Annotated in this window: 15 protein-coding genes; all 15 read right to left on the minus strand. The window is 42.5% G+C overall.

All coding sequences use genetic code 11. The features are described from left to right. Positions 1–64: 64 nt before the first annotated feature. Positions 65–1,198 (minus strand): D-alanine--D-alanine ligase family protein, encoded by a 1,134-nt coding sequence (locus FC87_RS00315; protein ID WP_056961285.1) that lies wholly within the window; start codon positions 1,196–1,198, stop codon positions 65–67. 119 nt (positions 1,199–1,317) lie between these two features. Further along, complete coding sequence (locus tag FC87_RS00320; protein ID WP_009166527.1) at positions 1,318–2,514, minus strand: FtsW/RodA/SpoVE family cell cycle protein; 1,197 nt, start codon at positions 2,512–2,514, stop codon at positions 1,318–1,320. A gap of 24 nt (positions 2,515–2,538) precedes the next feature. Continuing rightward, positions 2,539–2,754 (minus strand): DUF2969 family protein, encoded by a 216-nt coding sequence (locus tag FC87_RS00325; RefSeq protein ID WP_009166526.1) that lies wholly within the window; start codon positions 2,752–2,754, stop codon positions 2,539–2,541. A gap of 4 nt (positions 2,755–2,758) precedes the next feature. Then, positions 2,759–3,028, minus strand: coding sequence for a membrane protein insertion efficiency factor YidD (yidD, locus tag FC87_RS00330; protein ID WP_009166525.1), 270 nt, complete (start codon positions 3,026–3,028; stop codon positions 2,759–2,761). Between the two features lie 8 nt (positions 3,029–3,036). After that, positions 3,037–4,071, minus strand: a complete 1,035-nt coding sequence (mreB, locus tag FC87_RS00335) for a rod shape-determining protein (RefSeq protein WP_056961287.1) — start codon at positions 4,069–4,071, stop codon at positions 3,037–3,039. 64 nt (positions 4,072–4,135) lie between these two features. Further along, entirely contained in the window at positions 4,136–5,410 is a 1,275-nt protein-coding gene (gene murA / locus FC87_RS00340; protein ID WP_009166523.1) for a UDP-N-acetylglucosamine 1-carboxyvinyltransferase, read from the minus strand. A gap of 21 nt (positions 5,411–5,431) precedes the next feature. Further along, entirely contained in the window at positions 5,432–5,659 is a 228-nt protein-coding gene (locus tag FC87_RS00345) for a DUF1146 family protein (protein ID WP_009166522.1), read from the minus strand. 183 nt (positions 5,660–5,842) lie between these two features. Next, the gene (locus FC87_RS00350) at positions 5,843–6,268 is read right to left on the minus strand and encodes a F0F1 ATP synthase subunit epsilon (protein ID WP_009166521.1); all 426 of its coding nucleotides are present in this window, start codon (positions 6,266–6,268) and stop codon (positions 5,843–5,845) included. A 12-nt stretch (positions 6,269–6,280) separates the two neighbouring features. Continuing rightward, positions 6,281–7,690: a F0F1 ATP synthase subunit beta gene (atpD, locus tag FC87_RS00355; protein WP_056961289.1), complete on the minus strand. Its 1,410-nt coding sequence runs from the start codon at positions 7,688–7,690 to the stop codon at positions 6,281–6,283. Positions 7,691–7,712: 22 nt separating this feature from the next. Continuing rightward, a complete protein-coding gene (locus tag FC87_RS00360) occupies positions 7,713–8,627 on the minus strand; it encodes a F0F1 ATP synthase subunit gamma (RefSeq protein ID WP_009166519.1) in 915 nt (304 codons plus the stop codon). Positions 8,628–8,647: 20 nt separating this feature from the next. Further along, positions 8,648–10,174, minus strand: a complete 1,527-nt coding sequence (gene atpA / locus FC87_RS00365; protein ID WP_009166518.1) for a F0F1 ATP synthase subunit alpha — start codon at positions 10,172–10,174, stop codon at positions 8,648–8,650. A 29-nt stretch (positions 10,175–10,203) separates the two neighbouring features. Continuing rightward, complete coding sequence (gene atpH / locus FC87_RS00370) at positions 10,204–10,749, minus strand: ATP synthase F1 subunit delta (RefSeq protein ID WP_054689963.1); 546 nt, start codon at positions 10,747–10,749, stop codon at positions 10,204–10,206. Next, complete coding sequence (atpF, locus tag FC87_RS00375) at positions 10,736–11,251, minus strand: F0F1 ATP synthase subunit B (RefSeq protein ID WP_056961292.1); 516 nt, start codon at positions 11,249–11,251, stop codon at positions 10,736–10,738. Before atpF ends, atpH begins: the two co-directional genes overlap by 14 nt. Positions 11,252–11,290: 39 nt before the next feature. Then, entirely contained in the window at positions 11,291–11,503 is a 213-nt protein-coding gene (atpE, locus tag FC87_RS00380; RefSeq protein WP_009166515.1) for a F0F1 ATP synthase subunit C, read from the minus strand. 15 nt (positions 11,504–11,518) lie between these two features. Next, on the minus strand, positions 11,519–12,229 hold the full coding sequence (gene atpB / locus FC87_RS00385) for a F0F1 ATP synthase subunit A (RefSeq protein WP_082619185.1): 711 nt from the start codon (positions 12,227–12,229) through the stop codon (positions 11,519–11,521). Positions 12,230–12,271 lie beyond the last annotated feature (42 nt).

Below are 12,271 nucleotides of genomic sequence, written 5' to 3' on the forward strand. Positions count from 1 at the left end.
CTTTCTGATTATTAAAAAAACCACTATCAGCAGACAGTGGTTTTTTTGGTTGAAAAACATTTCATTATCTTGATCGGTAGACTTTCTTTTGGTCCCCTTGTTTTAACGGTTTAAAGTCATGCAGAAGCTTTTGTTGCCGAACAAACTCATCTTGAGCCAGCTGAATCAATCGATCAATTAATTCTGAGTAACTAATCCCAGAAGCCTCCCAGAGTTGTGGATATAGTGAAATATTGGTAAATCCAGGAAGTGTATTTACTTCACCAAAATAAGGTGTCAGGTTTTTGGAAACAAGAAAGTCAATCCGGGCCATCCCTTTTAATTCGAGTTCTCGGTACGCTTTAAGCGCCATTTCCGTGATTTCTGCGGTTACCTCATCTGGCAATTGAACTGGAATGGTGAATTCAACCTGGCTAGCATCCACAAACTTATTATCATAGGTGTAAAAACCATCATCCTTTGGTACCTTAATTGCTCCTAATTTGGAAGCCTGGGGATGTTCATTGCCAAGAATCGAAATCTCGACTTCTTCTGGACCTTCAATTGCTTCTTCAATCAGAATCTTATCATCGTAACGAAAAGCATCTTCGAGTCCTGCTTCATATTGATCCTGATTATTAATCTGATGAATCCCAATGGAAGAGCCCTGGCGAGCCGGTTTGAGAAAGAGGGTTGTTGAATTCAAGTGCTCCGTCAGCTGCTGATAATTCCACTGACGCCGGTTAGCCGCCGTAATCAAAACATATTTGGTATTACGAACTCCACATTCATTTAATAATTTTTTCGTAATATCCTTATCGTAAGCCATCGCAGAAGCCATTGTTCCACTACCAACGTACGGAGTCTTTAACAATCGCAATAATCCCTGAATGGTTCCATCTTCCCCCAAATTACCATGAATAATGGGGAAAAAGACATCAATCTTTTTTACGCTGTTTAGCTCCATAATCGGAGCTAGGGGGAAATCAGCTGATTCCTGCTGGGCATTAGCAATCACCTGTTCTTCACTTTCACCAGCAAAAACCTTGCGTGAATCTGCATCACTCAAAATGATCCCTGAACGAGTTACTAAAAAGAGGCTCACATCATACTTGTTCTGATCCATAGCATCATATATATTATGAGCTGATCGCTTTGAAACATCATGTTCGGACGAGTCGCCCCCAAAAATTAATGCTACATGTAATTTGTTCGTCATTGCTTTTCTCCTTCTTACCATTCGCATATTCTAGAACCCTAAGTATACCACCCCACCACAAAAGACGCATTAAAAAAATAACCCTCTAAATTGATCAATTCAATCTAGAGCGGTTACTTTTAAGAAAATTGTTTTTCGGTACTGAACATCGAGCTTTGATTATGATACTGCATTGACATAATTAGCCCAATTCCAATCATGTTACCAATCAGAGCGGATCCTCCTTGGCTAATAAATGGTAATGGAATCCCTGTCATGGGAATTAGGTCAATGCTCATGCCAATATTTTCAACCACATGGAACAGAATCATCATAATGACACCAGTAGAAATATAAGCATAAAAGACATTTTTAGTCTGGAAAGTCACCTTGATCATCTCATAGATTAATAAGAAGTACAGTAGAATTAATAACGTGCCACCAACAAAACCAAAATTTTCTCCCATCACGGAAAAAATCATATCGGATTCTCGTACAGGTACATATACCTTTGAGACGTTAAAACCCGTCCCGGTTAATCCCCCAGAACCAACTGCTTTCATACTTTGCCACAATTGAAAGCCCTGGTTACTAGAATCAGAAGCTGGATGTAACCAACTGTCAATTCTTGCAAACTGATAATCCTGAAATCCCAAATGACCTAAAAATACCCGTCCCGGTTTAGTGGCCACCAATGCAACCGCGGTTGCGACCATTGCTATGAACAATAGAATCCCCGGTCCTAAGATTTTCCAACTAATTCCGGAAACAATGAGCAATCCCCCAAGGATCGCCAAAAATACTACGGTCGTACCAAAATCATTTTGTAATCTTAATAGTATGACAATCGGTAAGGTCCACAAGAGCAGCTTACCAATTAACTTCCAGTCCCCCCTGATCGTGTGAACCGGCTGGTTGTGATTATGTTCCGTAATGACCTTGGCCTCCATCAAAATGTAGGCCGGCTTCATAATTTCGGAAGGTTGAAAAGTAAACGGTCCAATTGCAAACCAACTTTTGGCTCCTGTTTGCACAAAATACGAACGACTATACAAAAATAATACGGCAAACAATAAAAACAGTCCCACCCCATAGGCATACGGAACCAGTTTCCAGAGCTGCTCAGAATCAAATTGCATAATCACTACGATGGCAATCGTCCCAATCGCATACCAAATCAACTGTGAAACAACTGCTTTAACCACTGAAGTAGTTCCTGTGTCATGCGAAGCGGCGACATAAATTGAGCCTAGCCCAATCAAAGCCAGCATTAGCACACAAAAAATAATGCTCCAATCAATCCGATTATCAGTTGTTACTGATCCTCTTCGAAACAAACTGAACACCCCTTAATATGCTGGTTAACGTTGATGCAGATTATATTCACTTACCACTTGTTGCAGCGCTGCCGCACTAGTTTTTTCATGAAAATGACGATCGCCAACCACACAATCAAAACGATCCGCTTGCTGTGTGATGACCCCAATTGTCTCATTTTTAATCTGCACCAATTGTTGGTTTTCTTGGTTTGGGTCAGCAAGCACGCGAACCTCAATCTTTTTTTCTTTTTTGGACATTAAACTAATTTCCCTTCATCTTTTTACGTTTTTGGCGGGTTTTTTCTGAACATAAACTAAAGGTGATCGGTACGGGATCAAAACCACCGTGCACAAATGGATTACAACGTAAAACCCGTGCACTTGCCATCAAGCTCCCTTGCAACGCTCCGAACCGTTTAATCGCTGTCAGCGCGTAGTTCGAACAAGTTGGAAAATAACGGCAACGAGCTGGTGTTCGTTTCGAAATAGCCGTTTGATACCAAGAAATCAATTTAATTAATATTGGTTGCAAAAGTTCACCTAAGCTTTACGATTTCCAAATAAATTGAATCGGCGTCGTTGTTTTTGAGGCTGGCTTTTACTCATATGGTCTAGAAGAACCCCCGCACCCTTGGCGACGTTTTCTAAGGGATCCTCAGAAATCACCACTGGAACGGTTAATTCATCAGAGATCACTTGATCAAGATCCGCTAGCATCGAGCCACCACCGGTTAACATGATACCGCGATCAATGATATCAGCTGCTAACTCGGGTGGAATGGTTTCTAAGACGTTTTTAGCCCCGTTCACAATTTGCTCAATCGTTCCAGCTAACGCCGTTGCAATCTCTTTGCTAGTAATCGTAACCGAAATTGGCATCCCCGTGACCGCATCACGACCCCGTACATCCATATGCTGGTCATTTGAACTAGAAGCTTTAGCAGTTCCAATCGTTTTTTTGATTTTTTCCGCCGTATGCTCACCCGCTACAATCTTATGATGTTGTTTCATGTAGTCAATAATATCTTGATTCATCACATCTCCAGCAATCTTAAGCGATTTGCTAGCGACAATGTCACCTAATGAAACTACAGCAATATCAGAAGTTCCTCCCCCAATATCAATGACCATACTACCAGTTGGTTGGAAAATATCCATTCCGGCCCCGACCGCTGCAACTTTGGGTTCTTCCTCTAAGAAAACTTCGCCACCAACTGCTTTTTGCGCTGCTTCAATAATTGCTTTACGCTCAATATTCGTAATATTAGTTGGTGCACAGATCATTACCTTGGGTTTTGAAACAAATCCCTTTACATTTAGTTTACTAATAAAATGAGTCAGCATCTCTTCCGTAATGTCAAAATCAGAGATGACCCCATCTTTTAATGGGCGAATTGCTTTGATATTTCCTGGAGTCCGACCAACCATCTCGTAGGCTTCTTTACCTACTGCTAAGACCTTGTTTGTCTTGGTGTCCACGGCAACAACCGACGGTTCGTTCAAAACAACACCCTTGCCAGTAACAGCCACCAACACATTGGCCGTTCCTAAATCAATCCCAATATCTTCAGCCATTTAAAATTTACCTCCATTAAAAATTACTCAAGACCATTATACCATAGCGAAAAAACAATCCCTCCTAGTCCTGAGGATCGTTTATCCGCTTAACATTGGCACCCAAATTACTAAGTTTCTGTTCCAATTGATAGTAACCGCGGTCTAAATACTGTAGGTTGGTCACAACTGTTTCTCCTGAAGCAACCAAACCAGCCAAAACCAACGCCGAAGCGGCACGCAAATCGGTGGCTGCAACTTCAGCCCCTTCAAATTTCGTCGGTCCATGCAAAATTACGCTATCACCCTTAATTTCATATTTTGCATTCATCCGGCGAAGCTCATCTAGATGCATAAACCGATTTTCAAAAACATTTTCAGTTAAGGTACTAACTCCGTTCGCAGCCAACTGCAAAACCGTCATCTGGGGTTGTAAATCCGTGGGAAATCCTGGATAGGGAGCCGTTTCAACCTCGACTGGTAAAAGTTCATCTGGCCCAATAATCCGTAGACCAGTTGCTTCTGCCGTCACCGTAACTCCCATTTCTCGTAGTTTAGCAATCAATGGCTGATTATGATTACTGATGGCATCTTTTACAAGCACATTCCCCTTAGTTAGCGCCGCAGCAACCATAAAAGTTCCTGCTTCAATCCGGTCTTGGACGATTCGATGGTTAGCTCCATGGAGCGCTGCTACCCCCTCAATTTCGAGCGTATCCGTCCCAGCTCCAGTAATTTTAGCTCCCATTTCGGTCAGCAATTCTGCTAAATCAATGATTTCGGGCTCACGGGCAACATTTTGGATCACCGTTTTACCAGCAGCTAAAGTCGCAGCCATCATGATATTCTGGGTTGCACCCACACTTGGAAAATCAAAATAAATCATAGCTCCATGAAGTCCATCAGGAGCAGTGGCATCAACATATCCCTCATGAAGTTCAATTTGCGCTCCCATCGCTTCAAAGCCCCGCAAATGAATGTCAATCGGACGTGAACCAATTGCACAACCACCTGGTAATGCAACTCGAGCATGCCCTAAGCGGGCTAAGAGTGGTCCTAAGACGACAATGGAAGCTCGCATCTTCGAAACATATTCAAATGGTGCTTCAAAATTTAGCTGACCAGTCGCATCCAAAGTAATCTGATGCTGCGCCTCTTCAAAATCTGCGTGAACCTGTAAACTTCGCAATACGTCATTCATCACATATACATCTGACAAAATAGGACAATTTGTCAGACTTGTTTGACCGCTACTAGCCAAAATTCCGGCCGCCAAAATCGGTAAAACTGCATTTTTTGCTCCTTCAACGTTCACGGTTCCCGTCAAAGGATGACCACCTTGCACCACGATTTTATCCATAATTAATTTCTCCTAATCGCCTTAAAATAATAACGTTAAATTTCTAAGATTGTCGATAAAGGAGAGGAAAAATGAACTGCAGGTAAATCCAATCACGATTGCTAATAAAACAATTAAAATCTTTCCTTGGCGTTCCTGAATGGGTAAAAATCGTTCAAAATGAATTCCCTGAATGGCCCAAAAAGCAATTCCTACGAAAAACAACTGACAAATAACCCCGATTAACGCCTGCATTCCAAATACATTCATTGCCGATTCCTCCACTTTTTCTAACGTTCATTTTAGCATAGTATCAATCACTTGTCCGAGTTTAGCGATAGTGCCCCTCGCTGAAATAACCCCAACTACAGCAAAAAAACACTTTTGTTGTAAGAACCTGCTAAACATTGATCAGATTCCTAACGAAAGTGTTTTTTAGTCCAATTGCAAACCCTATCTGCGATTTGCAACGTTAATTCGGTTTAAAGCCCGTTGCAGTGCTACTTCAGCTCGGTTCATCGTATCAGTATCATGTAAATTACGAGCTTTTTCGAGTTCATGTTCGGCCCGTTCCTTAGCATTGGCAGCCCGATTTACATCAATCTTATTCTTGGGTTCCGCACTATCAGCGACAATCGTCAACTCATTGTTTGAAAACTCAATGAAACCACCATTAACTGCAAGAATATCAGATTGTTGATCCCCAAATTTGAAGATAGCCGGTGCAATTTTCAAAGCCGCAATGACCGGAATATGATTAGGCATGATTCCTAAATCCCCAGATTTAGTTTGCACAACTGCTAATTCAACGTTTTGATTGGTATATTCTTCACCATCAGGGGTAACGATACTAACTGCTAATACTGCTTTATCAGCCAATTAGATCCCTCCTTACTGGTTAGCTTGTTGACTAGCCTTGTACTTATCAACAACGTCTTCAATGGGACCACAGTTTCTAAAGAAATCTTCGGGAATATAGTCGTATTGACCATCCAAGATCCCCTTAAAGCCAGCCACGGTATCCTTAACAGAAACATATTTTCCAGCAACCCCCGTAAAGGTCTCGGCAACTGAGAATGGTTGTGACAAGAAAAATTGAATCCGACGAGCCCGACCAACAATGGTTCGTTCTTCATCCGACAATTCGTCCATTCCCAGAATTGAAATAATATCTTGCAACTCACGATACCGCTGTAAAACATGCTGAACTTCACTGGCTACATTAAAGTGCTCTTCTCCAATAATCTCTGGATCAACCGCTGAAGAAGTAGAAGCTAACGGATCAACCGCTGGGTAAATTCCTTGTTGAGTCAGCGAACGCTCCAGATTAGTCGTAGCATCCAAATGCGCAAAAGTTGTTGCAGGAGCCGGATCAGTATAATCATCAGCTGGCACGTACACCGCTTGAATCGAGGTAATGGCACCCTTTTTAGTGGAAGTGATTCGTTCTTGTAGCTGCCCCATTTCGGTTGCTAACGTTGGTTGATACCCAACCGCCGATGGAATCCGACCTAAGAGGGCTGAAACTTCCGTCCCGGCCTGCGTAAAGCGAAAAATATTGTCAATAAAGAGCAATACATCTTTACCAGCCTCATCACGAAAGTACTCGGCAATCGTCAAACCGGTCAAGGCGACCCGCATTCGTGCACCAGGCGGCTCGTTCATTTGTCCATACACCATGGCGGTCTGGTCCAAAACACCCGAACCTTTCATTTCAAAGTACATATCATTACCTTCACGGGTTCGTTCACCGACTCCGGTAAACACGGAAATTCCGTTGTGCCCCTGGGCAATGTTATGAATTAATTCTTGAATTAAAACGGTCTTACCAACTCCAGCTCCACCGAATAATCCAACTTTTCCACCCCGAATATAGGGCGCTAATAAGTCAATAACCTTGATTCCAGTTTCAAGAACCTCGGCAGACGGATTAATATCATCAAATTTGGGGGCATCCCGATGGATTCCCCACCGAGTTGCTTCTGGTCCAAATTCAGGTCCACCATCAATCGTCTCTCCAAGGACGTTAAATACTCGACCGAGGGTCTCCTTACCAACCGGAACTTCGATTGGAGCTCCGGTATTATCAACCTGCATTCCACGCTGTAAACCATCAGTTCCGTCCATGGCAATCGTTCGTACCACACCGTCACCAAGTTCCAAGGCTACTTCAGTCACCAAAACCTGATCATTGCCTTTTTGTACACGTAATGCATCGTTAATTTTTGGCAAATCGCCATCGAGAGGAAATTCAACATCAACAACTGGACCAATTACTTGGACAACTTTACCAGTATTCATTATGTGCTAATCCCTCCTATCTTTAGTGATTCAAAGCCTCTTGACCACCTGTAATTTCAGTAATTTCTGTCGTAATGGCTGCTTGCCGAGCCCGGTTATAGGTCAACTGTAACCTAGAAATTAAATCATCTGCATTTTCTGTAGCTGATTTCATTGCCATCGAGCTCGAAGAATGTTCGGAAGTCTTAGCATCCAAAATTGCTCCATAGACCAGACTCTCGGCATACTGTGGCAAGATTGACTGTAAAACTTCCGACTCAGTTGGTTCAACTTCGTACTCAGCCGACAAAACCTGTGCACGAACATTGGATCCAGCGCCATTAGCTCCTTGCATACTTTCCTCTACAGATTCACGATCCATGGGCAAGAGACGCTCCGTTACAAAATCGGCCCGAACTCGGTTTACAAAGTGCTCGTAACAAACATAGAGTTCGGTATAAACACCGTCATCATACATCTGAGTTACTGTCTTCACAATTTCCTTTACCTCGGTAAAGGTTGGAATGTCAGAAACGCCCCGATATTCATAAACAACGTTTTCGTTATTTTTCTTGTAAAAATCAGCACCAGTACTACCAACGGCCATTAATACGTAATTATCTTTGTTAGGTGTATGGGATTTAATGAAATTATTCGTTCCACGTAATACGTTACTGTTATAACTACCAACCATCCCACGATCAGAGGTAATTACCAAATAGCCGGTCTTAGTCGGTCCGGTTTGCGGTTGTTTTGGCTTTTGCTTGTCAAGCATATGTGTTTCTGCAAGATGCATCACAACGGCTTTAATCTTCGCCACGTATTCATTGTACGTTTTGGTCTGTCCCTGAATCTGATTTAGCTTAACCGTCTGAACCATTTGCATTGCGTCAGTAATCTGGCGCGTACTCTTGGTCGATGCTATCCGATGCTTAATTTCATTCATTGAAGCGGCCATGTTTCATAACCTCCCTTCACTTATTGCTTTGCACTAGCAGGTGTCGAAGGTTTAAAAAGCTCCATAAATGATGAAACAGCTGCTTTCAGTGCATCTTCATCAGGTAACTTCCCAGTTGTTTTGATTTGCTGTAACAAATCAGCATGGGAATCATCAAAATTATGGAAAAGTTCGGTTTGAAAACGTAAAACGTCATCCACCGGTAATTTATCAAGATATCCATGGGTAAGGCAGTAAAGAATTAATACCTGTTTTTCTACTGGGATTGGATCATGCAATTTTTGCTTCAAAACCTCAACGGTGCGGGCTCCTCGATCAAGCTTACTGCGCGTAGCTTCATCAAGATCAGACCCAAATTGTGCAAAAGATTCGAGCTCATGATAAGAAGCCAAGTCAATTCGCAGGGTCCCCGCAACTTTTTTCATAGCTGGAATCTGAGCGTCACCACCAACTCGAGATACGGAAGTTCCCGCATCAATCGCTGGGCGGTCGCCAGAATAAAACATGTCTGAATTTAAGAAAATCTGACCATCAGTAATGGAAATCACATTGGTTGGAATGTAGGCTGATACATCTCCCGCCTGAGTTTCGACGATTGGGAGCGCTGTCATCGAACCACCCCCAAGTTTATCATTCAGCTTAGCTGCTCGTTCCAATAACCGCGAGTGGGTGTAAAAAATATCTCCTGGATAAGCTTCTCGACCAGGTGGCCGTCGTAAAATCAAGGAGAGTTCCCGATAAGCATTGGCCTGCTTCGTTAAATCATCAAAAACAATCAGGACATCGCGACCCTTATTCATAAAATACTCACCCATGGCCGCCCCGGCATAAGGAGCAACATAGAGCAGTGGTGCTGGCTCTGATGGTCCTGCCGTGATAACAATGGTGTAATCTAAGGCTCCAAAGCGCCGAAGAGTTTCAACCTGTTGCTTAATGGTTGAATCTTTTTGACCAATGGCTACATAGATACAAATCATATTTTGATCTTTTTGATTAAGGATCGTATCAACTGCAATCGAAGTTTTACCGGTCTTTCGATCCCCAATGATTAGTTCTCGTTGACCACGACCAATCGGAACTAGCGCATCAATCGCTTTAATTCCGGTTTGTAGCGGTTGGTCAACTGATTTACGCTCCATGATTCCAGGTGCTTTGTGTTCAATAGGAGCAGTTTTTTCTGTCGTGATCTGACCTTTCCCATCGATTGGCTGACCCAGAGAATTAACCACACGACCAACTAAATTTTCTCCGACGGGAACTTCCATGATGCGCCCAGTTCGCTTGACAGAATCACCCTCGCGAATCCCGGTATCATCACCAAGCACTACAATCCCAACGTTATTGCTTTCCAAGTTTTGAACCATTCCATAAACGCCGTTCTGGAACTCAAGAAGTTCTCCAGACAACGCATTATCAAGACCATAAGCTCGAACAACACCATCACCAATGTAAGTAACAATCCCTGTTTCTGCAACCGTTAACTCATCTTGGTAACCGTCTAATTGTTTCTTAATTAGTGCGCTGATTTCTTCAGCTTTAATGCTCATAAAAGTTTCACCTCTTTAATATCTGGATCTCAAGACAGCAACAACTGTCGCATTTGTTGAATCTTTGTCCGCACGCTACCATCAAAGACTACTCCCGCCGAATGTACTACTAAGCCACCAATTAGGCTTGGATCGACATTGACATCTAGGTTAACGTGCTGCACCTGAAGCCGTTTTGAAAGCGCTTGTGCAATTTTAGCCTGTTGCAGAGCATCCAGTGGCACCGCCGTTGCTACCGTGGCCCGGACAATGCCGTGTTCGTCATTATAGCGATCATTAAATTGATCTACGACCGCAACCAAATCATCAATACGACCATAATCAAACAACATCTGCACCATTTTAGAAACAGATGGGGTATCAGCTGCTGTCAGCAGGGGGTTTAAAAGTGCTACTTTTTGTGAATGAGTTAAGCCAACACTCGTTAATGCTTGTACCAAGGTTGGATTAGCTGTAAAAACCGACTTTAATGCATTTAAATCGGCTTGCCCCGCTGAAATTTGATTGTTAGCACTCAAGGTTTCATATAATGCCTTAGAATAGCGTTTGGCAACGTCTAGTTTACTTAGACTCATGACTACCCAACCCTTCAATGTAAGAATCAATCAAAGCTTTTTGATCGGCAGCAGTAAGATTCTTTTGGATGATTTTGGAAGCAATCTCAATAGATAAGTCTGCGACATTATTTTTGGAATTAACCAGTGCATCTTGTTGCTGTTGTTGAATGTCTTTTTGAGCATTAGCTTTCAGTGTTTGGGCATCCGCCTGCGCAGTACTAATAATTTCTGCACGTCGGTTATCACCAGACTGTTGCGCCTGAGTGATAATATCACTTGCCTCAGCCTGGGACTGCTGTAAGGCAGCCTGCCGCTTTTTTTCAAGAGCCGCCGCATTATTGCGAGCTGTCTCGGCTGAGTCAATGTCAGACGAAATCTTATCAGCTCGATTTTGCATCAGTTGCGTGATGGGCTTCCAAGCAACCAGTTTAACTATCCACATCAAGATGATAAAGAGCACTGCATAAAAAAGTGCATCACCGATGTTAAAAGTTGCTCCAACAATCAAATGTGTAAACATCTATTGACACCTCCTTTGTAATTAATTAAGGCGCCGCTATTACTTGTTGATTACTAGCATAGCAATAACGAAGGCCAAGATTGGCATAACTTCGATTAAGGCAACCCCAATAAACATGTTCGTTCGCAAGGTGTTACTAAGTTCAGGCTGACGAGCCATCCCTTCAAGCATTTTTGAAATTAAAATTCCATCACCAATCCCAGCACCAATTGCGGCACCAGCCATAGCAATTCCAGCAGCAATAGCTCCCATTGTTAGTCCTCCTTTTTATTCCTCAATCGATAATTTTTGAGAAACATAAACACATGATAACGTTACAAAAACATACGCTTGGATACAGCCAATAAAGACCGAGAATCCTTGCCAAGCCAACTCTAACGGTACTGAGACCGCAAAGGTCAAAATTCCACCAGAAAAGGCTAATTTAGCAATTAGTCCTGCCAACAGTTCACCGGCAAATATATTACCGTAAACCCGGATTCCCAACGTCAAGAAGTTGGTCAACTCTTCCATTAAGTTAACTGGTAACAAAAAAGAAATTGGCTGCATATATGTCGCAAAATGACCCTTGTACCCCAATTTTTTCACACTTGAATACTGGGCCAGTAGCAGTGACATTAGTGCAAATGACATCGCTACAATTGGATCTGCAGTTGGGCTTTTAACATAGACCACTCCACCGATCTCAATATGTAGGAATAATCCTAGCAAATTGGATATCAGGATAAAGTAGAATAAGGTAAAGGCCCACAAACCATAACTGCGCGTTGAACCACTTGGCAGGGTTGATTTAACAATTCCATTTGTAAAATCAACCATTGCCTCAAGTAAGTTCTGCTTGCCACTGGGTTTCATTTGTAAATGACGCGAACAAATAAACACCAACCCTAAAACAATCGCGGCTACAATCACACCGGAAATCATGTTCCCAACGTTAAAAGTCAGCCCTAAAAATTGAAAAGTACGAGTTGCCTCCACTATTTATCACCTCTTTTGCCAATTAGCTAGTAACTGAGCAGC

It is taken from the genome of Fructilactobacillus florum DSM 22689 = JCM 16035 (genome assembly GCF_001436645.1).
Classification (GTDB): Bacteria; Bacillota; Bacilli; order Lactobacillales; family Lactobacillaceae; genus Fructilactobacillus; species Fructilactobacillus florum.

What these genes read in the sequence shown, in the direction of transcription:
- FC87_RS00315 (WP_056961285.1), bottom strand. Translation starts at nt 1,198, where the DNA reads ATGACGAACAAATTACATGTAGCATTAATTTTTGGGGGCGACTCGTCC.
- FC87_RS00325 (WP_009166526.1), bottom strand. Translation starts at nt 2,754, where the DNA reads ATGTCCAAAAAAGAAAAAAAGATTGAGGTTCGCGTGCTTGCTGACCCA.
- mreB (WP_056961287.1), bottom strand. Translation starts at nt 4,071, where the DNA reads ATGGCTGAAGATATTGGGATTGATTTAGGAACGGCCAATGTGTTGGTG.
- murA (WP_009166523.1), bottom strand. Translation starts at nt 5,410, where the DNA reads ATGGATAAAATCGTGGTGCAAGGTGGTCATCCTTTGACGGGAACCGTG.
- FC87_RS00345 (WP_009166522.1), bottom strand. Translation starts at nt 5,659, where the DNA reads ATGAATGTATTTGGAATGCAGGCGTTAATCGGGGTTATTTGTCAGTTG.
- atpD (WP_056961289.1), bottom strand. Translation starts at nt 7,690, where the DNA reads ATGAATACTGGTAAAGTTGTCCAAGTAATTGGTCCAGTTGTTGATGTT.
- FC87_RS00360 (WP_009166519.1), bottom strand. Translation starts at nt 8,627, where the DNA reads ATGGCCGCTTCAATGAATGAAATTAAGCATCGGATAGCATCGACCAAG.
- atpA (WP_009166518.1), bottom strand. Translation starts at nt 10,174, where the DNA reads ATGAGCATTAAAGCTGAAGAAATCAGCGCACTAATTAAGAAACAATTA.
- atpH (WP_054689963.1), bottom strand. Translation starts at nt 10,749, where the DNA reads ATGAGTCTAAGTAAACTAGACGTTGCCAAACGCTATTCTAAGGCATTA.
- atpF (WP_056961292.1), bottom strand. Translation starts at nt 11,251, where the DNA reads ATGTTTACACATTTGATTGTTGGAGCAACTTTTAACATCGGTGATGCA.
- atpE (WP_009166515.1), bottom strand. Translation starts at nt 11,503, where the DNA reads ATGGGAGCTATTGCTGCTGGAATTGCTATGGCTGGTGCCGCAATTGGT.